Here is a 19,189-nt window from a genome sequence, read left to right on the forward strand (position 1 = left end):
TACGTAAGGGTAAGCATTCGCGGCATGCGTAGGGTGGGCAAAGGCGCTCTGTCGTCCCGGACACGTATTGTAGGGTGGGCAAAGCTTCAGCCGCAGCTCGAAGAGCGAAGGCGGAAGCGTGCCCACCATTGGAGGTAAGGGAAAATGGTGGGCACGGCGCACGAGCGCCTTTGTCCACCCCACGGGTTCTACGGTTGTTGCGAGACGGCACACACCGCACCGGTGGCCACATTGACTCCCCCTCCCAAGTCGGGGAAAAGCGCGGCCGTGACGCCCGCTCTCGACATCACCGCAAAACCCGATGGCGCATCGCGCCGGCTGCTCATCGTGGCCGCGCTGGTGATCGCTGCGATGACCGTGCTGCGCATGGTCTATGCCTCCGCCATCGAGCTGCGCACCGACGAGGCCTATTACTGGACCTGGTCGAAGGAGGGAGCGCTGAGCTTCCTCGATCATCCGCCCGGCATCGCCTGGCTTATCCGCTTCGGGACCCTCATTTTCGGTGACACCGCGCTCGGCGTCCGCTTCGGTGGCATCGTCGCGATGCTGGTGACGCAGTGCCTGCTTGCCGACATCGTCCGCCGCCTCACCCATGATGCGCGCGCGATCGCGATTGCGGTGCTGATGCCGGAGGCCGCGCTCTATTACGGCCTGTTGATGGCCAAGGTCGCGCCCGACGTCGCCATGATCCCGTTCGCGGTGGCGATGATGTGGTCGCTGGTGCGACTTGCACAAAGCGGCGACGGCCGCTGGTGGCTCGCGGCCGGCCTGTTCGCCGGCCTGGCGCTGCTGTCGAAATTCACCGTCGTCATGTTCGCGCCTGCGGTCGCCGCCTTTCTGCTGGTGCCGGAGTGGCGCTGGCGCTGGCTGCGCAGCCCGTATCCTTACCTTGCGCTGCTGATCGCATTCGCCGTGTTCTCGCCGGTCCTGATCTGGAACGCGCAGCACGACTGGGCCTCGTTCCGTTTCCAGGGCGTGCGCGCCACCGCCAATTACGGCATTTCGCTGCGCACCCTCGGCGATTATATCGGCCTGCAATTCGGCCTCGTCGGTTTCGTCATGCTGCCGGTGGTGCTGTCCGGTCTGGTGATGACGGCGTGGCGCGGCTATCGCTCGCGCGAGCCGGTTGCGATCCTGCTGTCGACGGCGGTGCTGGTGCCGTTCGTCTATTTCTTCTTCAAGTCGCTGACGCTCAGGGTCGGCGACACCTGGCCGATGTTCATGTGGCCGGTTGGCTTCGCGGCCGCCGCGGTGAACCTTGCGATGATGCCTGGAGAAGGCTGGTCGACGCGGGCGATCCGCTCGGGCATGTTCTGGGTGAACACGGCGCTGGTGTCGGGGATCGCCTTCGTCGTGATCGTGTTCCTCTATTACGTCGCCGCGCCCTGGAATTTCCTCGGCAGGATGGATCCGATCGGCGCCGAGGCCGGCTTTGAGCAGGTCGCCGCGCGTGCGCAGGCCGCGCTCGATGAGACCGGTGCAACCTGGATCGCGACCACGGACTACCGCACCTACGCCATGATGCGCTGGCTGTTCAGGGGGCGCGTGCCCGTGGTGGAAATCAACGAGCGCGGCCGCTTCCAGGATTTTCGCGATCCCGGCATGGACAGGATCGAAGACCATGCGGGACTTTATATCGGCCGCCAGCCCGATGATCGTTCATCGCTGTGGGCGACGATCCCCGCCAGGCGCGAGCCGCTTGGCCAGGTCGAGCGCCGCTGGCGCGGTGTCCTGACCGACACCTATACCCTCGACAAGCTCACCGGATGGACCCCGGAGCTCACCCCGCCAAAGGACTCGCCGCTGTTTCAGTGGCGCGTGCTGGCTCTAAGGGCTAGTCCTCGTCCTCTTTCTTTCGCAACAAATCCGTCGCCAGGTCCGACAGTTTCGGCGGCGGCAGCGCGGCGAACGGCAGCGGCCTCGTAACGTCGATCGCGGCCAGGCCCAGCCGCGCCGTCAGCAGGCCGTTGAGCATGCCTTCACCGAGCCGCTGCGACAGCTTTGCTGCGATCCCGTGGCCGAGCATCTGCTGCACCAGGCTGTCGCTGGCGGCGAGGCCGCCGGTGATGGCGAGATGGGCGATGACGTGGCGAAGCAGGCGGATCATGCCGAGCGCGCCGGGCCGGCCGCCATAGAGCCGGGCAAGCTGGCGGATCAGGCGGAGCGAAGCCACGAACACGAACAGCACGTCGAACAGCGCGCGCGGCGACACCGCCGTGACGATCGACACGCGCTGCGCGGCCGACGATACCAGCCGCCGCGCCTCCGCATCCAGCGGCGACATCAATTCGCGCTCGGCGAGCCGGATCATGTCGGCGCCGTCGATGATCTCGCCGCCGTGGCTTTCCAGCGCGGCACGGGCGCGCGCGAGCTGCGGATTCTGGTGCGCGATCGCGATCAGATCCTTGACGATGGCGCGGCTCTCCTTGCGATCGTCGCTTAACAGCACACCTGCGGCGCGCGCGTGCAGTTTTTCGATCGTCGCCAATCGCGCCAGCCCGAACGCCTCGCGGCCGATCACAACCGCGAGTGCCAGCATGGTGACGAACGCGAGCGCAAGCCCGATAAAGCCGAGGCTTTCATTGCGCGCAAACAGATCCTCGATCAGACGCACCACGCCGAGTCCGGTGCCGAGCAGCGTGAGGCCGGCGACGCCGGACCAGAACAGCGCGCCCCAGCGAAAGCCGCGCCGCACGGGGAGCGCCGTTTCGATCGGCACCGGCAGGGCCTGCGGATCGTGCTCCGGCGTGATCTGGATCGTGGCGCGGCCGAGCCGGCTGGTCTCGTCGGCTTCGGTGACGATGACATCGGGATCGTCGAGCCGGAACGTCGCCGGCCGCCGTGGCTTCGAGCGGTCGTTCATGCGAGCTTGTCTCCGATCAGGAACTGCAAGGCACGGTCGAGGCGGATGTGCGGCAGCGCCGGCTCGTCCGTCCCCTCGTGGTCGAGCTTGGGCGGGCGGAAGCGCAGGAAGCGGAAATCGCTCTTTTCGGCGGCTTCGGTGGCGAGGCCTCGGAACGCATCGGTGCCGTTGAACAGTGGTTCGGGATCATCAGGCAGATCGCCAGGAAAGGTCGCGACCTCGGTGTTGCCGTCGAAGAACTCGCCGTTGGCGCTCTCGCCCGCGGCCGGCGTGCCCAGGATCGAGGGCAATTTATCGCGGCCATGTGCAACCTGCGCCTCACGCGTGGCGCGGACGGCGGCGAGTGCCACCACATCAATAGCAGCGCCGGTGTCTTCGGCACGCGCGACGGCGCGGGTGACCGCGCGGCGCAGCACGGCCTCGAGGCGGTCGTGGCTGGAATGATGCAGATGGTCCGCTTTCGTCGCCGCGAACAGGATGCGGTCGATGCGCGGCCTGAACAGGCTGGAGAGGAAGGTGCTGCGGCCAATATTGAAGCAATCGAGAATGCCTGCTAGCGCCGCTTCAAGGTCGTGCAGCGCTTCGGGCCCCGCGTTGAACGCGGCGAGCGCGTCGGCCAGCACGATCTGGCGGTCGAGCCGGGCAAAATGATCGCGGAAGAACGGCCGCACCACAATGTCCTTGTAGGCTTCAAAGCGGCGCACCATCATCGCCCACAGCGATCCCTCGGGCGCTTGTCCGGCTGCGGGCACGTCGAGCGGCGCGAAGGTCAGCGCCGGCGTATCGGCGAGACTGCCGGGCATCAAAAAGCGGCCGGGCGGCAACAGGCTCATGGCGAAGCGCTCGTCGCGACAGGCACGCAGATATTTTGTGAAGAGCTTTGCAGCCGTGAGCGTTGCCTGCTCGTCCTCGCGGGCTTCGGGTTTCAGCGTCGCCAGATGCGCGTGCCAATCGGCGGCGAGATGCGCGCGCGGCGTCTCGCGCGACAGCGCCAGGCTCTCCGACGACCATTGCTGGTAGCTTTTCTGCAGCAGGGGCAGGTCGAGCAGCCATTCACCGGGATAGTCGACAATGTCGAGCGTCAGCGTGCGGTCCGCGCCGTTCTGGCGCTGGTAGTCGATGACGAGACGTAGCTCGCTGATGTCGACGGTCGAGCTCGGCCAGCGCCGCTCCTCGATCAGTGCGCGCAGATGGCTCTCGTAGGAGAAGCGCGGCACGGCATCATCAGGCTGCGGCGCCAGATGCGCCCGCGCGATCCGGCCCGATGAATAGGCCTCGAACACCGGAAACCGGCCGCCGCGCGTCAACCCGTGGATCAGCGCGGTGATGAATACGGTCTTACCGGCGCGCGACAGGCCGGTGACACCAAGACGCACCGTCGGATTGAAGAAGTGCTCGCCATAGTCGATCAGCGCCCGGGCCGACAGGCGCGCCTCCTCGACCATATCCTGGAAACTGAATGCCATCTTGACTTAACGCAGGGATGTTGGAGGCGAGCGATCTCGGGCGGGCAGAACAGTGAAGCTGTTCACAAAAGTGGCAATTAAGTGGGGAAAATCAAGCTTCATACTTCCACCGCCTTTGTCGGCGATTAGCCGGTTGAACGACGCGCTGGTTCCGAAAGACCCATAGCACAGGGCACCACTTCACGTTGCGGATGGCCATGACCGTGTTCAGATTGAAACAGCTCGCATCCAGCTCCGTCCACGCCGCGGCCGACGTGATCGGCTGGAATTACGACCGCGCCGAGCTGATCGCCGACGGCATCATCCATGGAATCGGCGTGCTCGCAGGCATCATTGCTGCCACCGTGCTGGTGGTGCTGGCGGCGGTCTATGCCGATACCGCCGATATCGTCGGCGTCTCGATCTATGTCGCGGGTCTGCTCACGATGCTGGTGCTGTCCGCGACCTATAATCTCTGGCCGGTCTCGCCCGCCAAATGGCTGCTGCGCCGCCTCGATCATTCCGCGATCTATCTTCTGATCGCCGCGACCTACACGCCGTTCATTCTGGAGGTGAGGGACAGCGCGTTCGCGCTGGTGCTGCTCGCGGGCGTCTGGTGCGTCGCAATTCTCGGCATCGTGCTGAAGCTATTCTGCCCCGGCCGGTTTGATCGTGTCTCGGTCGGCATCTATCTCGTCATGGGCTGGAGCGGCGTGATGCTCTACAGACCCGTGGTGCAGGCGCTGCCCGCGCTCGCGCTGGGCTTCATCCTTGCCGGCGGCCTGCTCTACAGTCTTGGCGTGATCTTCCACGCCTGGCGGCGGTTGCGTTTCCAGAACGCGATCTGGCACGGCTTTGTCTTGGCCGGCGCGGCATGCCATTATACGGCCGTGCTCGACCTCGTGCTGAACTGAGCACGTCCCGCGACGCGGGATAATACCAATAAAGACAAGAGGAGACGTCGCATGCAGGTGACCGGCAAGGTCGTGGTCGTCACGGGCGGCGCCAACGGCATCGGCAAGGCGCTGTGCGAGGCCTTTCACAAGGCGGGTGCTGCCAAGGTCGTGGTTGCGGACATGGATGCCGCCAACGCGCGCGCCGTCGCCGCCACGGTCGACGGCGCGGCGTTCAGATGCGACGTCGCGCAGGAAAAGGAGATCGCCCACGTCATCGAGGAGAGCGAGCGGCAGTTCGGGCCCATTGATCTGTTCTGCTCCAACGCCGGCATCGGCGGCGGCTTCGATCCGATGTCGGTCAACGCCGGCGGCGCCTCCGACGAGCCGTGGCAGCGCAGCTGGGCGATCCACGTCATGGCGCATGTCTATGCTGCCAGGCATCTGATCCCCCGCATGAAGGCGCGCGGCGGCGGCTATTTCCTCAACACCATCTCGGCCGCGGGCCTGCTGTCGCAGGTCGGCAGTCCGGCTTACTCCACCACCAAGCACGCCGCGGTGGGCTTTGCCGAGAACCTCGCGATCTCGCACAAGGCCGACAACATCAAGGTCTCGATCCTCTGCCCGCAGGGCGTCGACACCAACATGCTGCGCTCGATCCCGAAGGGCCCGCAATCCGGCGACGGCGACCTCACGCCCGAGCAGGTGGCGAAGGACGTGCTCGCCGGCCTCGAGCAGGAGACGTTCCTGATCCTGCCGCACCCGCAAGTGCTCGGCTACATGCGCAAGAAGACCGAGAACTACGACCGCTGGATCGGCGGCATGGCCAAGATCCAGGCCAAGATGCGGGAGGAGTTCGGGAAGTGACCGTCAGGTCATCCCGGGGCGGTCCACAGGACCGAACCCGGAATCTCGGGATTCCGGGTTCGATGCTGCGCATCGCCCCGGAATGACATTGTAGATGCAGCTCCATCCGGGCTACGGCACTGTCAATGCTTCTGCCCGTACAGCACGGGCACCGCCGAATCCACGACGACCTCCACAAGGCTCGTGCCCTCAAACGTCATCCCGCGCTTCAGCGCCGCGCCCAGCTCCGCGGCCTTGCTCACCCGCACCGCATGGCAACCCATCCCCTCCGCGAGCCGGACGAAGTCGATGCCCGGCAGCTCCAGCCCCGGCACGTTGCGCACCTGCATCACCTGGCTGAACGAGCGCATCGCGCCGTAACCGGAATTGTTGATGACGACGATGGTCAGCGGCAGCTTGCGCTGAGCGGCGGTCCACAGCGCCTGGATCGAATACATCGCCGAGCCATCGCCGATCAGGCAAACGGTGCGCTGCTTCGGCTTGCCGAGCGCCATGCCGACGGCGGCGGGCAGCGAATAGCCGAGGCCGCCGCTCGACATCGTGTAAAAACTATCCTGGCCGGGCATCGGCAGAAACTTTTGCATCGCCGGGCGGTGTGAGGGCACTTCCTCGACGAGTGACGCGCCCTCCGGCATCGCCTGGGACAGCGCGTGCAGCAGGAACTCGACCGGCAGCGGATCGGCGGCCTGTGGCGCCGGCGGCAGTGTGCGTCCCTTTGGCGCCGCGCGTTGGCTTTCCGGCAGCAGGTCGAGCAGCGCGGTGAGGGCGGGCTTCATCGTCGCGATGATGCTGGTGCCTGATGGGGTCACCGCGGCCGCATCCGGATCATCGGTGATCTGGAAGATGGTGGCGCCGCCATCGAAGATCGCGGCATGGCCCTCGACGTGAAAGGTGAAAACGGGCGCGCCGATCACGACGACGAGATCGTGCTCGCGCAGCGCATCGGAGAGCTGCGCCGGCGAGGCGTGCAGGAAGCCCGCGAATTGCGGATGCCGCTCGGGGAACGAGCAGCGCGCCGAGAACGGGCTGACCCAGACGCTCGCCTTGGCCTTCTCGGCAACCCGCACCATCAGGTCCACAGCGCCGGCGCGATCGACACCAGGGCCGACGACGAGGGCAGGGTGCTTTGCGATAGCGAGCGCGGCGGCCAGCGCCTTCATCGCATCTAGCTCGGGCCCGATCTCGCGGCTGACCCTGCGGGCCTCGACCGGTGGCGTTGCGTGCGTCCAGTCGTCGATCGGGATCGACACGAAGGTCGGCCCGCAGGGCGGCTGCATCGCGGTGTAATAGGCCCGCGCGATCGCGGCCGGCACGTCCTCGGGCCGCGCCGGCTCGACGCTGTACTTCACATAGGGCCGCGGAAACTCCGAGGCGCGCTCGGCATAGAGGAAGGCCTGCAGCGGCAGGATCGAACGCGCCTGCTGGCCGGCGGTGATCACCAGCGGCGTCTGGTTGCGATGCGCGGTGTAGATGTTGCCGAGCGCGTTGCCGACGCCGGCGGCCGAATGCAGATTGACGAAGCCCGCATTGCGGGTTGCCTGCGCATAACCGTCGGCCATGCCCACGGCGGAGGCCTCCTGCAGCGCCAGCACATAGTCGATGTCGTCAGGCCAGTCGGAGAGGAACGGCAGCTCGGTCGAACCGGGATTGCCGAACACTTTTGTGATGCCGAAGGCGCGCAGCAGGTCGAGCGTCGCCTGCTTGACGGTGACGGACTTGCTGCCGGTCTTGCCGTTTTTGGCCATTGGTTTCCGTGCCCTGTTGTTCATAGAAGCTAGCAGCCTCACCCCGCCATTGCGAGGAGCCCTTGCGACGAAGCAATCCAGACTGCCTCCGCGGAGGGATTCTGGATTGCTTCGCTGCGCTCGCAATGACGAGGAGGAGGCAGGGATGGCTTACCACACCGCCGTCCCCTTCATCGTCGGCTGGCCTTCCGCATTCGCGGTCCACAACTCCATGCCCGCCTCGGTCTCGTTGGCGTTGACGGAAAACTCGCCGCCCTCGAACAGCGGCTGCACGCCGCGATAGGTGAATTTCTTCGGCGCCGAGCCGCCTCGAAGTTTCGCCGCCATCTCGATGATCAGCGCCGCCTGCAACGGGCCGTGAAAGATCAGGCCCGGATAGCCCTCGACCTTGGTGACGTAGTCGCGGTCGTAATGGATGCGGTGACCGTTGAAGGTCAGCGCGGAGTAACGAAACAACAGCACGGGATCGGAGAGGTGCGTCGTCCGATGCTGCGCCTTCGGCGGCGGAGCCGGCGCCTTCGCAGCCGTCGGCGCGCTGCCCGTCACCTCGCGATAGACGATGTCCTGCCGCTCGCGAATGGCAATGCCACGCGGGGACGTGACGATATGCTCGACCGAGACGAAGCAGAGCGTGCCGGTCGATCCTGTCTTCACCTGCACGTCGGCAATGCGTGAGGTCCGGGTCGATTCATCGCCGACGCGCAGCGGTTGCAGGAACTCGATCTCGCCGCCGGCCCACATCCGGCGCGGCAACGGCACCGGGGGCAGAAAGCCGCCGCGGGTCGGGTGGCCGTCGGGCCCGAGCATCGACATTGGAAAGACCGGCTGCGCCAGGCACCAATGCACCGTGAACGGCGCCGCATCCCCCGCCTTTGGTTCGCCGATCTCCTGGAACAGCGTCGCGCGCAGCCCTTTGACGAGCTGCGCGGTGACGATGTCTGTGGCCTCGGAGCTGCGTCCGATCCATTGCCTGAGGTGATCGATGTCGAGCTTCCCGGTCATGATGCCTCGCTCTTGTTACTTCCTGGGATTTTCACCGATCGCGGGCACCGGGCCATAGTAGCGCGTCTCGCCGACGATAACAGGCGCCGGCGCGGGATAGCTGACGCGGCCGTTCGGCGTCTCGACCTCGATGCGGCGCAGATGCGGGTGGTTGGTGAGGTCGGCCATGGTGTTGACCTCGGCGAAGGCGATGTCGGCGTCCGACAATCGCTTCAACAACTCGTCGCGCGTCATCTTGCCGAAAATTTCCGCAACCGTTGCGTCGGTGAAATCGCGGTTGCGCACGCGCTCCACCATGTTGGCGACGCGGGGATCCGCAGGGAGATCAGGCTGGTCCAGCACCTCGGCGCAGAGCGTCTTCCACTCGCGCTCGCTCTGGATCGAGATCAAAATGTCCTTGCCGTCCTTCGACGTGAACACGCCATAAGGCGCGATCGAGGGATGACGCAGCCCCATGCGCTTCGGCGGATTGCCGGCCTCGGCATTGAGCAGCGGCACGGTGCACCAGTCCGCCATTACGTCGAACATGGAGATGCGAATGTCGCAGCCCTTGCCGGTGCGCCCGCGCGCGATCAGTGCCTCCAGGATCGCGGCGTGCGCGGTGGCGCCGGTCGCGACGTCGACGATCGACATGCCGACGCGTGAAGCGCCATCAGGATTGCCTGTGATCGAGGCGAGGCCGCTCTCGGCCTGGATCAGGAGGTCATAGGCCTTGCGATGGGCGTAGGGGCCCTCGTCGCCATAGCCGGTGATGGTGCACGAGATCAGCTTAGGATAGTCCTTCAGCAGCCGCTCGCGCGAGAAGCCGAGCTTGTCCATCGAGCCCGGCTTGAGGTTCTGCACCAGTACGTCGGCGCTGGCGATCAGCTTTTCCAGTTCAGTGCGGCCCTCCTGGGTGGCAAGATCGACCACGACCGATTGCTTGCCGCGGTTGAGCCAGACGAAATAGCTGCTCTGGCCCTTGGCCGCCGCATCGTAGCCGCGGGCGAAATCGCCCTCCGGCCGTTCGATCTTGATCACTTCCGCGCCCGCATCAGCAAGGCGCGACGAACAGAACGGCGCCGCCACCGCCTGCTCGACCGCAATCACCCTGATCCCGTCCAATGCTCCCATGGTGCGACCTCAGTAGGAGCGGGGCATGCCGAGCACGTGCTCGGCAACATAGGACAGCACGAGGTTGGTCGAGATCGGCGCGACCTGATAAAGCCGCGTCTCGCGGAATTTGCGCTCGACGTCATATTCCTCGGCAAAGCCAAAACCGCCATGGGTCTGGATGCAGGCATTCGCCGCTTCCCAGGACGCGTCCGCCGCCAGCATTTTTGCCATGTTCGCCTCCGCGCCACAGTCGAGCCCTGCCTCGTATTTGCGCGTCGCTTCCTTCACCATCAGTTCGGCCGCGCGCATCGAGGCGTAGGCCTTGGCGATCGGAAACTGGATGCCCTGATTTTGGCCAATAGGACGGCCGAACACCGAGCGCTCTTTCGCGTAATTGGTGGCCTTGGCAATGAACCACTTGGCGTCGCCGATGCATTCGGCGGCGATCAGGATGCGCTCGGCATTCATGCCGGAGAGGATGTAGCGAAAGCCCTTGCCTTCCTCGCCGATCAAGTTCTCCGCCGGCACCTTCATGTCGGTAAAGAACACCTCGGTGGTGGCGTGATTCATCATGGTGCGGATCGGGCGGATCTCGAGGCCGTTGTTCTTGGCCTCGCGCATGTCGACGATGAACACGGACAGACCATCGGTGCGCTTCTTGGCCTGCTCCTTCGGCGTGGTGCGCGCCAGCAGCACCATCAGGTCGGAATGCTCGGCGCGGCTGGTCCAGATCTTCTGGCCGTTGACGATGTAGCTGTCGTTGCCTTCCTTGCGCGCAAAGGTTTTCAGCGAAGAGGTGTCCGTGCCGCTGGTCGGCTCGGTGACGCCGAAGGCCTGCAGCCGCAGTTCGCCGCTGGCGATCTTCGGCAGATATTTTGCCTTCTGCTCGGCATTGCCGTGCCGGAGCACGGTGCCCATCGTGTACATCTGGGCATGACAGCCGCCGCCGTTGCAGCCCGCGCGCTGGATCTCTTCGAGGATCGCCGCCGCCGCGGACAGCTTCAGGCCGGCACCGCCATACTCTTCCGGGATCAGCACCGAGAGATAGCCGGCCTCGGTCAGCGCGTCGACGAAGGCCTTCGGGTAGGCCATCTCGCGATCGAGCTTGCGCCAGTATTCGCCGGGAAACTGCGCGCAGAGCTTTGCAACGGCTTCGCGGATGTCGGCGTAATCTTCGCTGTGGTGTTGTTCGCTCATGGCGTTTCCTGTTTGGTGCGGCAGTCAAGATAACGCCGGCCGATCCTCTGGCGTTGTGAAAACATCGCCAGCCCCCTATGCTCATTTGCTATAGCCTGTGGAGTAGCCTTCCAGGATTGGCAAGTATGGATTTCCGGCAGCTCAGGACCTTCAGTTGCGTGGCGGAGCTCGGCAGCCTTTCCAAGGCCTCCGACACGTTGCGCGTGGCGCAGCCGGCGCTGTCGAGGCAAATCAAGCTCCTGGAGCACGAGCTGCGCACGGAACTGTTCACCCGCAACGGCCGCGGCATGGTGCTGACCGAGGCCGGCCGGCTTCTGCTGTCGCGCACCTCCGGCATCGTGCGGCAGATCGACCAGATCCGCGACGACATCCAGTCGGCCAAGGGCCCGCCCTCGGGACAGGTCGTGCTCGGGCTGGTTCCGACCGTGAGTTGCGTGCTGTCGGCGCGCTTTGCGCGGCGCTGCGTCGAGACGTTTCCCGGCATCTCGCTGCGCATCGTCGAGAGCTACAGCGGCCATCTGGTCGAATGGCTGCATCGCGGCGAGATGGATCTCGCCATCCTGTACGGCCGCTCCGCCGATCTGCATCTCAATGTCCAGAGCCTGGGGCGCGACAACATCGTCGCGGTCGGCCCGCGCGGCTGCGGCCTTTCGCGCAAGAAGAGCGTCGATATCGGCTGGCTGCTGCGGCAGCGCCTGGTGCTGCCCAGTCACTCCCACGGCCTCCGCGCGCTGATCGAGCACGCCGCCGCGCAGCGCAAGATCAAGCTCAACGTCCAGCTCGAGGCGGATTCGTTCCGCGTGCTGACGAGCCTCGTCGCGGAAGGCCTCGGCTTCGCGCTGCTGCCGCCCTCGTCGGTCCATGCCGAGGTCGCCGACGGGCGGCTGGAAACCGCCGTCGTCTCCAAGCCGATGACACGCGAGCTCATTTTCGCCTCTCCGATCGAGCGCCCACCTTCGACAGCGTCCCTCGCCATCACCGCGCTCCTGCGCGACGAGGTCGCCGCCTGCCGCAAGGACGGCGTGTGGGACATCAAGCTGAGTTAGATGCTTTCAGAGCGGTTTAGGACAGATGGGCGTAGGCGGGCCATCGCATGTTGTGCGAGCTGTCATGCCGGAATTTTATAGCTGGAGTGTCCGCGAGTCGCCGCTGCGCCTGAGACAGGCAACTGCACCCGAGGCCCCGTCATTGCGAGCGCAGCGAAGCAATCCAGAGTCTCTCCGCGGCGGGATTCTGGATTGCTTCGCTGCGCTCGCAATGACGGATGATAGAGCCTACCCCGGAATCCTCACCGGCAGCGTCTCATATCCCTTGATGAAGCTGGAATAGATCCGCTTGGGCTCGCCGACCACCTCGATGCGGTCGAACCGCTTCAGCATCTCTTCCCAGACGATGCGCAGCTGCAACTCGGCGAGCCGCATCCCGACGCAGCGGTGGATGCCGAAGCCGAAGGAGAGATGGGTGCGCGGGCGGGCACGGTCGATGATGAAGTCATTGGGGCGATCGATCATCTCCTCGTCGCGGTTGCCCGAGACGTACCACATCACGACGCGATCGCCCTTCTTGATCTGCTTGCCGCCGATCTCGGTGTCCTGCAGCGCCGTGCGGCGCATATGCGCCAGCGGCGTCTGCCAGCGGATCACCTCGGGCACCATGGTGTCGATCAGCGCGGGGTTGGCCCGCAGCTTGTCGTACTGTTCGGGATTTTCGTTCAGCGCCAGCACCGAGCCGGTCATGGTGTTGCGCGTGGTGTCGTTGCCGCCGACGATGAGCAGGATGATGTTGCCCATCAGATTGTCGGGGTCCATGTAGCGGGTCGCCGGGTTGTGCGCCATCAGCGACAGCAAATCGTTGCGCGGCTCGGAATTGACGCGCTCGTTCCACAGCTTGGACATGTAGGCGTAGCACTCGTCCATCTCGCGGCGGCGCTCCTCGGCCGAGGCGACGATGCCGCTCTTGGGCAGCGCGGTCGAGACGTCGGACCAGCGCGTCAGCTTGCGCCGTTCCTCCCAGGGGAAGTCGAACAGGGTCGCCAGCATCTGCGTCGTCAGCTCGATCGAGACGCGCTCGACGAAATTGAAGGTCTCGTTGCGCGGCAGATTGTCCAGCACGGTCTGCGAACGCCGGCGGATCAGCTTGGCCAGCTCGTCCAGATGCTGAGGGGTGAACATCGGCGACACGGTCTTGCGCTGCGCCGAGTGCTTCGGCTGGTCCATCGCGATGAAGCTCGGATAGTCGTAGCCCTCAGGCACGTCGCGGATCGCGATGCCGCCGAGCGTCGAGTCCGAGGAGAAGATGCCGTGATTGGTGTCGACATGCATGATGTCGTTGTATTTCACCACCGACCAGTACGGCTCGATCGGCGCGTTGGTGCAGTAATGCACCGGCTCTTCCTTGCGCAGCCGCTCGAACCACGGCCACAGCGTGTCGTCCTGGAACAGCCTGGGAGCACCGGGGTGGAATTGCGACAACGGCGTTGCATAGGCCTCCTCACGCGCGCGCCGCATGCGTTCGGCTTTGTCCACTTTAACCGGCGCTTGGATGTTCATTGTGGTGCTCCAGGTTGGTTCCTTCTTCGCCTCTCCCCGTCGGAACGGGGAAAGGGAGACTTCTTCGTTCACGCCGCAATCTTGACCGGCAGCGTTTCCAAACCCTTCACGAAGCTCGAATACACCCGCTTCGGCTCGCCGACCACGTCGATATGGTCGAACCGCTTCAGGATCTCCTCCCAGATAATCTTGAGCTGGAGCTCGGCAAGCCGCAGGCCGACGCAGCGGTGGATGCCGAAGCCGAAGGACAGATGCGTGCGCGGGCGGGCGCGGTCGATGATGAAGTCGTAGGGCTTCTCGATCACCTCTTCGTCACGGTTGCCCGAGACGTACCACATCACGACCTTGTCGCCTTTCTTGATCTGCTTGCCGCGGAACTCGAAATCGGTGAGCGCGGTGCGGCGCATATGCGCGAGCGGCGTCTGCCAGCGGATCACCTCGGGCACGAAGCTGTCGAGCAGATCAGGGTTGTCGCGCAGCTTGCGGTATTGCTCCGGATGCTGGCTCAGCGCGAGAAGCGAGCCCGACATGGTGTTTCGCGTGGTGTCGTTGCCGCCGACGATCAAGAGGATGAGATTGCCGAGGAAGTTCTTCGCGTCCATATGGCGCGTCGCGTCGCTGTGCGCCATCATCGACAAGAGGTCGCTCTTCGGCGGCTGCTCGATGCGCTCCTTCCAGAGCCGCGCGAAATATTGCGCGCATTCCGTCAGCTCGGCCTGTCGCTCGTCCTCGGTCGCGACGAGTCCATCGGGGCCGGGAATGGTGGTGGCGATGTCGGACCAGCGCGTCAGCTTGCGGCGGTCCTCCCAGGGAAAATCGAACAGGACGGCGAGCATCTGGGTGGTCAGCTCGATCGAGACCTGGTCGACCCAGTCGAACACTTCGCCCACAGGCAGATTGTCCAGGCACTCGGCCGAGCGCTTGCGGATGTTGATCGCGAGATTGTCCAGATGCGTCGGCGTGAACATCGGCGCCACGGTCTTGCGCTGCGCGGCGTGACGCGGCGGGTCCATCGAGATGAAGCTTTCGCGCCGCAGGTCCGGATCGATGTCGCGGATGGTGATGCCGCCCAGTGCCGACGCCGAGGAGAACACCGCATGATTGGTCTCGATCTCCATGATGTCGTTGTAACGCGTCACCGACCAGTACGGTCCGAACATGGAGTCCTTGCAATAGTGTACGGGATCTTCGCGGCGCAGCCGGTCGAAATAGGGCCAGAACGTATCGGTCCTGAACAGCTCGGGGTCACCGGGATCGAATTGCTCCAGCGGAAGCGATGACGCGCGCTCGCGCAATGCGTCGAGCTTTGCCGCGCTTTCCATGGTCCCGTGCATGACCGTTCTCCCTGACGTCGACCGCGCGATTTTTGTGAATTCTGCTCTGCGGTATTTGAACCACAATTACAACGCGTTACGTGCGTCGGAGCAAGGGACAGTTTTGCCGCAAGATGAGGTGCGTAGCCCGGATGGAGCGCAAGCGTAATCCGGGATTCTGGCCGCCATTGATGCTGCCCCGGATTGCGCTTCGCTCCATCCGGGCTACGGGACATCCACGAACGTGATCTCCAGCACGCTCAGCCAGTGAAATCCTATCAGAAATCGCTCAAAATCGAGGTAAATCGAACCCGCTCATCTTGGGGATCTACTAATCTCTGATCTATAGTTTGAGCGAGAACGCTCCGCATCCAGAGGTTGCCGCCGTGAACGACATGCAATGGACCCCCATCGGCCCTTCCGAACCGGTCCCGCCGCCGTTGCCGCCCACACGGGTCGATTTCACCGGCAATCGCACCGAGTTCCGCAAGATGGTGACCAAGGGTGCCATGCTGGAGCTCGTGACCTTCGGCTTCTACCGGTTCTGGCTCGTTACCGACGTCCGCCGCCATTTGTGGTCGAACACGTCCATCGACGGCGACGCTGCCGAATACACCGGCCGCGCCAAGGAGCTGCTGGTCGGCTTTCTGTTCGCGCTCGCGATCCTGATGCCGATCTATCTCGCCTATTTCCTCGTCGGCATCGAGTTCGAGCGCTGGCAGGGCTTTGCCTCGACGCCGCTGTTCATCTCCTTCTACGCCTTCGGCCAGTTCGCGATCTTTCGCGCGCGCCGGTACCGGCTGACGCGCACGGTCTGGCGCGGGGTGCGCTTCTGGATGGACGGCTCCGGCTGGGCCTATTCGTTCCGCGCGATGCTGTGGGGCGTCCTGGTGTTCCTGACGCTCGGCCTGGCGCTGCCATGGCGCGAGGCGTCGCTGGAGCGCTACAAGATGCAGCACACGCATTTCGGCGACCTGCAAGGCGACTTCGAAGGTAGCGGCTGGGAGTTCTTCAAGCGCGGCTGGTGGATCTGGCTGCTCACTCCGATCGCGGTGTTGATCTTCCCGCTTGCGCCGTTCCTCTATGCCGAGTTCAAGGCGCGCGAATGGCGCTGGTGGCTGAACGGCCTCCGCATCGGCGGCGTCAGTCTGTCCTCTGAGCTGCCGCACAACGCCTTCTACGGCCTCTACTGGAAGATGGTCGGCTGGTGGGTGCTGCTCTCGATCCTGTTCGGCGCCTATCTCGGCGGAGCCACCGTGCTCACCGTCAAGCTGAGCGGCGTGCCGGCCGAGCAGTTGTTCGGACCCGGCCAGGCCGCCAAGAGCATTCCGATGTTGGTGATCATGGTGATCGGCTATTTCGCGCTCGCGCTTGCGATGAACATCATCATGCGGGTCTATCTCCAGCGCGATCTCTGGGCCATGGTGCTGGAGACCGTCGAGGTGCACGATATCGGAGCCATGGCCGACGTCCGCGCCAGCGGCGAGCTTGCCAGCGCGCTCGGCGAAGGTTTTGCCGATGGTCTCGATGTCGCGGGATTCTAGATCGTGAGCGATGTGACCGCCGAGCCCGGCGCCGAGTCCAGGCCTGGACAGACGGCGATCTTCTTCGACGGCTTGTCGAGCCGCCGGCGCCAGGTCGTCCTGACGCTCGGTGACGCGCTCGAGATCGCCGAGCCCGGCGGCGTCCAGGCAGGCCCGGCCGTCACGCGCTGGGCCTATGACGAGATCCGCCGCGCCGACAGTCCGGCCGGCATCCTGCGCCTGACCTCGACATCTGCGCCGCCGCTGGCGCGGCTCGAGATTCGCGACGCGGCGCTCAGTGCCGATCTCATCGCACGCTGCCCTCGCATCGACGAGCACCAGACCACCGGTCGCGGTGTTGCAAAAATCGTGGGCTGGTCGGTTGCCGCCGCCGTTTCGATCGTATGCGTCGTGCTGTTCGGCGTGCCGCTGGCCGCGGATCGCCTCGCGCCGCTGGTGCCGAAACCGATCGAGCGGCGCATCGGCGATGCCTCCGAGGTGCAGGTGAAAACGATCTTCCGCGGCGAGGCTTGCGGCGACGCAGCCGGTCAGGCGGCGTTCCGCAAGCTCGTCAACCGCCTGCGCGATGCCGCCGGCCTCGACGACGATGCCATGACGGCAGGTGTGCTGCGAACCTCGGTGCCGAATGCGTTCGCGCTGCCGGGCGGCAAGGTCTACGTGCTGAGTGCCTTGCTCGACAAGGCCGAAACTCCCGACGAGCTCGCCGGCATCCTCGCCCATGAGCTCGGCCATCTCAAGCATCACGACAACATGCGCGGCCTGATCTACAACGGCGGCACCTCGTTCCTGATCGGCCTGTTGTTCGGCGACGTCACCGGCTCCTCCGCCGTGATCTTCGCCTCGCGCAGCGTGGTCGAGGCCTCCTATTCGCGCGAGGCCGAGACCGGCGCCGACACGTTCGCGATCGAGATCATGCACAAGCTCGGCCGCTCGCCGAAGCCCGCGGCCGAGCTGATGTTCCGCATCACCGGCAAGGAGGGCGGCTCGGGCCTTGCGAATATCCTGGCGAGCCATCCGCTCACCGAGGATCGCCTTGCCCGCATGACCAGGGAAGACCGCCCCGCCAGCGGCCCGCCGCTGCTGACGGACAAGGAATGGCAGGCGCTGAAGGGCATCTGCGGCAGCGGGAAGATTTAGCTTCGCGACTACCGCGTCCCGTAGGCGCGGTCGCCGGCATCGCCAAGGCCCGGCAGGATAAAGCCGTTCTCGTCGAGGCCTTCATCCACCGCCGCGGTCCAGATATGCACGTCGGGATGCAGGCCGCGCAGGCGCTCTAACCCTTCCGGTGCGGCGATCAGGCAGGCGAGGCGGATGTCCTTGGCGCCCCGCTCCTTCAGCCGGTCCACCGCGGCCACCGCCGTGTTGGCGGTCGCGACCACAGGCGTCACCACGATGGCGAGGCGCTCGCTGAGATCGGACGGCGATTTGAAGAAATACTCGACCGCGGCAAAGCTCTCGGGTTCGCGATAGAGCCCGATATGGGCGACGCGCGCGGTCGGCACCAGGTCCATCATGCCGTCGACGAAGGTGGTGCCGGCGCGCAGCATCGGCACGAATACCAGCTTCTTGCCGGCGATCTTGGCCGAATGCATCGTCGCCAGCGGCGTCTCGATCACGGTATCAGTGAGCGGCAGGTCGCGCGTCACCTCGTAGCACAAGAGCATCCCGATCTCCTTGATCAGCTCGCGGAACGACTTTGTCGAGATCGATTTGTCGCGCACCAGGGTCAGCTTGTGCTGCACCAGCGGATGATCGACGATCGTGACGCCTTCCATGATCGGATGCTCCTGAAATTATCGAGCCGTCATTGCTCGCAACGACGCGCGTGGTCGCAAATCTCTTTCCATGCTCTAAAACACAGTACCGTCGCTGATCACCTTGAGCGGCGGCGAGCCGTCGGGACGGCGCGCAAAGGCAATGGCGCGGCCCGCGGCCCAGGTGCCGCCTTCCAGGATGCTGGCGAGCGGCAATGAATCCGGCGTGCGGCCGAGCTTGGCGCGAACAAGATCGGCAACACGATCCAGCAGCGCCACCGTCAGCGCGCGCCACTCGACGACAACAAGCGAATCCACCGCATGCGCGCGATCAGCATCCGCGGCATCGCGCAGGCGCAGCACCCCGTGATCGACGAACAGTCCGCCATTGCGGTATTCGGCAAGCCCGGTCAGGCCGTCGATGTCGGTGACGTCGAAGCCGGCGCGCTGCAGCGGCTCGATCAGCGAATAGCTCAGCCATTGCGACAGCTTGTGCAGCGGCACGAGGCCGGCGGTGGCATCATCAGTCTTGATCGCAGGATGGCGCCAGCAATCGCCGAGCGGGACGCCGGCAAGCTCGAGCCGCGATGGCCAGATCGGTCCGAGCTGGTTCAGCACCGCGGACAGGATCACGGGCGCGGGGACGGCGCCATCAGTGGCTTGTGCCGCGATGTGGTCGAACAGCCCGCCCGGCCGCGGCGTGTCCTGCAGGCCGAAAATGTCGGCGCGCGCGGCCACCAGCCGGCCCAGACGTTGCAGCAGATCGGTGCGTCCCTCCAGGCCAAGCAGCGGATTGGCATCGCTTGCCTGGAAAGCCGACGTCAGTGCCGGGAGCGGCAGCTTTGCAAGCACATCGGCATCGACCCTGAACGGGGTGCGCGCATGGCGCGAAAACAGCCCGCCGGCAAACATGTCGAGGCTC

The 19,189-nt window shown here is 65.1% G+C and carries 16 protein-coding genes; 6 read left to right on the forward strand and 10 right to left on the reverse strand.

Annotation, left to right across the window (positions count from 1 at the left end; genetic code table 11):
• Window positions 1–351: 351 nt before the first annotated feature.
• The gene (locus AOQ71_RS08980; protein ID WP_057744799.1) at window positions 352–1,926 is read left to right on the forward strand and encodes a glycosyltransferase family 39 protein; all 1,575 of its coding nucleotides are present in this window, start codon (window positions 352–354) and stop codon (window positions 1,924–1,926) included.
• Here the strand turns inward: AOQ71_RS08980 and AOQ71_RS08985 are convergent.
• Window positions 1,835–2,863, reverse strand: a complete 1,029-nt coding sequence (locus tag AOQ71_RS08985) for a YcjF family protein (RefSeq protein WP_057744677.1) — start codon at window positions 2,861–2,863, stop codon at window positions 1,835–1,837. The genes AOQ71_RS08980 and AOQ71_RS08985 overlap by 92 nt on opposite strands.
• Complete coding sequence (locus tag AOQ71_RS08990) at window positions 2,860–4,329, reverse strand: YcjX family GTP-binding protein (protein WP_057744680.1); 1,470 nt, start codon at window positions 4,327–4,329, stop codon at window positions 2,860–2,862. Before AOQ71_RS08990 ends, AOQ71_RS08985 begins: the two co-directional genes overlap by 4 nt.
• Window positions 4,330–4,526: 197 nt before the next feature.
• Here AOQ71_RS08990 and trhA point away from each other — a divergent pair, with 197 nt between their 5' ends.
• Window positions 4,527–5,222 carry a PAQR family membrane homeostasis protein TrhA gene (gene trhA / locus AOQ71_RS08995; protein ID WP_057744802.1) on the forward strand — a complete coding sequence of 232 codons (696 nt, stop codon included), beginning with the start codon at window positions 4,527–4,529 and terminating at the stop codon, window positions 5,220–5,222.
• A 51-nt stretch (window positions 5,223–5,273) separates the two neighbouring features.
• Window positions 5,274–6,068, forward strand: a complete 795-nt coding sequence (locus AOQ71_RS09000; protein WP_057744682.1) for an SDR family oxidoreductase — start codon at window positions 5,274–5,276, stop codon at window positions 6,066–6,068.
• Window positions 6,069–6,190: 122 nt separating this feature from the next.
• Here AOQ71_RS09000 and mdlC read toward each other — a convergent pair whose 3' ends face one another.
• The 4 genes from mdlC to AOQ71_RS09020 all read right to left on the reverse strand — a co-directional run bounded on the left by mdlC (window position 6,191) and on the right by AOQ71_RS09020 (window position 11,107).
• On the reverse strand, window positions 6,191–7,813 hold the full coding sequence (gene mdlC / locus AOQ71_RS09005) for a benzoylformate decarboxylase (RefSeq protein ID WP_057744685.1): 1,623 nt from the start codon (window positions 7,811–7,813) through the stop codon (window positions 6,191–6,193).
• 150 nt (window positions 7,814–7,963) lie between these two features.
• On the reverse strand, window positions 7,964–8,815 hold the full coding sequence (locus AOQ71_RS09010; protein WP_057744687.1) for an HTD2 family dehydratase: 852 nt from the start codon (window positions 8,813–8,815) through the stop codon (window positions 7,964–7,966).
• A gap of 15 nt (window positions 8,816–8,830) precedes the next feature.
• A complete protein-coding gene (locus tag AOQ71_RS09015; RefSeq protein ID WP_057744690.1) occupies window positions 8,831–9,928 on the reverse strand; it encodes a CaiB/BaiF CoA transferase family protein in 1,098 nt (365 codons plus the stop codon).
• Between the two features lie 9 nt (window positions 9,929–9,937).
• The gene (locus AOQ71_RS09020; protein ID WP_057744694.1) at window positions 9,938–11,107 is read right to left on the reverse strand and encodes an acyl-CoA dehydrogenase family protein; all 1,170 of its coding nucleotides are present in this window, start codon (window positions 11,105–11,107) and stop codon (window positions 9,938–9,940) included.
• 125 nt (window positions 11,108–11,232) lie between these two features.
• On the opposite strand from AOQ71_RS09020, the gene AOQ71_RS09025 reads away from it, so the two are divergent.
• A complete protein-coding gene (locus AOQ71_RS09025) occupies window positions 11,233–12,153 on the forward strand; it encodes a LysR substrate-binding domain-containing protein (protein ID WP_057744697.1) in 921 nt (306 codons plus the stop codon).
• A 228-nt stretch (window positions 12,154–12,381) separates the two neighbouring features.
• Here AOQ71_RS09025 and AOQ71_RS09030 read toward each other — a convergent pair whose 3' ends face one another.
• Both AOQ71_RS09030 and AOQ71_RS09035 read right to left on the reverse strand, forming a co-directional pair.
• Window positions 12,382–13,656: a cytochrome P450 gene (locus AOQ71_RS09030; protein ID WP_057744700.1), complete on the reverse strand. Its 1,275-nt coding sequence runs from the start codon at window positions 13,654–13,656 to the stop codon at window positions 12,382–12,384.
• Between the two features lie 68 nt (window positions 13,657–13,724).
• Complete coding sequence (locus AOQ71_RS09035) at window positions 13,725–14,990, reverse strand: cytochrome P450 (RefSeq protein WP_057744703.1); 1,266 nt, start codon at window positions 14,988–14,990, stop codon at window positions 13,725–13,727.
• A 374-nt stretch (window positions 14,991–15,364) separates the two neighbouring features.
• Here AOQ71_RS09035 and AOQ71_RS09040 point away from each other — a divergent pair, with 374 nt between their 5' ends.
• Together AOQ71_RS09040 and AOQ71_RS09045 are read left to right on the forward strand one after the other, a co-directional pair.
• Window positions 15,365–16,513: a YjgN family protein gene (locus tag AOQ71_RS09040; RefSeq protein WP_205668210.1), complete on the forward strand. Its 1,149-nt coding sequence runs from the start codon at window positions 15,365–15,367 to the stop codon at window positions 16,511–16,513.
• A 3-nt stretch (window positions 16,514–16,516) separates the two neighbouring features.
• Window positions 16,517–17,650, forward strand: a complete 1,134-nt coding sequence (locus tag AOQ71_RS09045) for a M48 family metallopeptidase (RefSeq protein WP_057744706.1) — start codon at window positions 16,517–16,519, stop codon at window positions 17,648–17,650.
• A gap of 8 nt (window positions 17,651–17,658) precedes the next feature.
• On the opposite strand, the gene upp is transcribed toward AOQ71_RS09045, so the two are convergent.
• Together upp and AOQ71_RS09055 are read right to left on the reverse strand one after the other, a co-directional pair.
• Entirely contained in the window at window positions 17,659–18,288 is a 630-nt protein-coding gene (upp, locus tag AOQ71_RS09050) for a uracil phosphoribosyltransferase (RefSeq protein WP_057744709.1), read from the reverse strand.
• 75 nt (window positions 18,289–18,363) lie between these two features.
• The coding region (locus tag AOQ71_RS09055) for a DUF1688 family protein (RefSeq protein WP_245316814.1) at window positions 18,364–19,189 on the reverse strand (826 nt) is incomplete at its 5' end.

Source organism: Bradyrhizobium manausense (assembly GCF_001440035.1).
In the GTDB taxonomy this organism is placed as follows: domain Bacteria; phylum Pseudomonadota; class Alphaproteobacteria; order Rhizobiales; family Xanthobacteraceae; genus Bradyrhizobium; species Bradyrhizobium manausense.

Bases quoted from the DNA above. Each gene is read 5' to 3' on its own strand.
- upp (WP_057744709.1), bottom strand. From the start codon at position 18,288: ATGGAAGGCGTCACGATCGTCGATCATCCGCTGGTGCAGCACAAGCTG.
- AOQ71_RS08980 (WP_057744799.1), top strand. From the start codon at position 352: ATGACCGTGCTGCGCATGGTCTATGCCTCCGCCATCGAGCTGCGCACC.
- AOQ71_RS09025 (WP_057744697.1), top strand. From the start codon at position 11,233: ATGGATTTCCGGCAGCTCAGGACCTTCAGTTGCGTGGCGGAGCTCGGC.
- AOQ71_RS08985 (WP_057744677.1), bottom strand. From the start codon at position 2,863: ATGAACGACCGCTCGAAGCCACGGCGGCCGGCGACGTTCCGGCTCGAC.
- AOQ71_RS09015 (WP_057744690.1), bottom strand. From the start codon at position 9,928: ATGGGAGCATTGGACGGGATCAGGGTGATTGCGGTCGAGCAGGCGGTG.
- AOQ71_RS09035 (WP_057744703.1), bottom strand. From the start codon at position 14,990: ATGCACGGGACCATGGAAAGCGCGGCAAAGCTCGACGCATTGCGCGAG.
- AOQ71_RS09020 (WP_057744694.1), bottom strand. From the start codon at position 11,107: ATGAGCGAACAACACCACAGCGAAGATTACGCCGACATCCGCGAAGCC.
- trhA (WP_057744802.1), top strand. From the start codon at position 4,527: ATGACCGTGTTCAGATTGAAACAGCTCGCATCCAGCTCCGTCCACGCC.
- AOQ71_RS09040 (WP_205668210.1), top strand. From the start codon at position 15,365: ATGCAATGGACCCCCATCGGCCCTTCCGAACCGGTCCCGCCGCCGTTG.
- mdlC (WP_057744685.1), bottom strand. From the start codon at position 7,813: ATGGCCAAAAACGGCAAGACCGGCAGCAAGTCCGTCACCGTCAAGCAG.
- AOQ71_RS08990 (WP_057744680.1), bottom strand. From the start codon at position 4,329: ATGGCATTCAGTTTCCAGGATATGGTCGAGGAGGCGCGCCTGTCGGCC.
- AOQ71_RS09010 (WP_057744687.1), bottom strand. From the start codon at position 8,815: ATGACCGGGAAGCTCGACATCGATCACCTCAGGCAATGGATCGGACGC.
- AOQ71_RS09000 (WP_057744682.1), top strand. From the start codon at position 5,274: ATGCAGGTGACCGGCAAGGTCGTGGTCGTCACGGGCGGCGCCAACGGC.
- AOQ71_RS09030 (WP_057744700.1), bottom strand. From the start codon at position 13,656: ATGAACATCCAAGCGCCGGTTAAAGTGGACAAAGCCGAACGCATGCGG.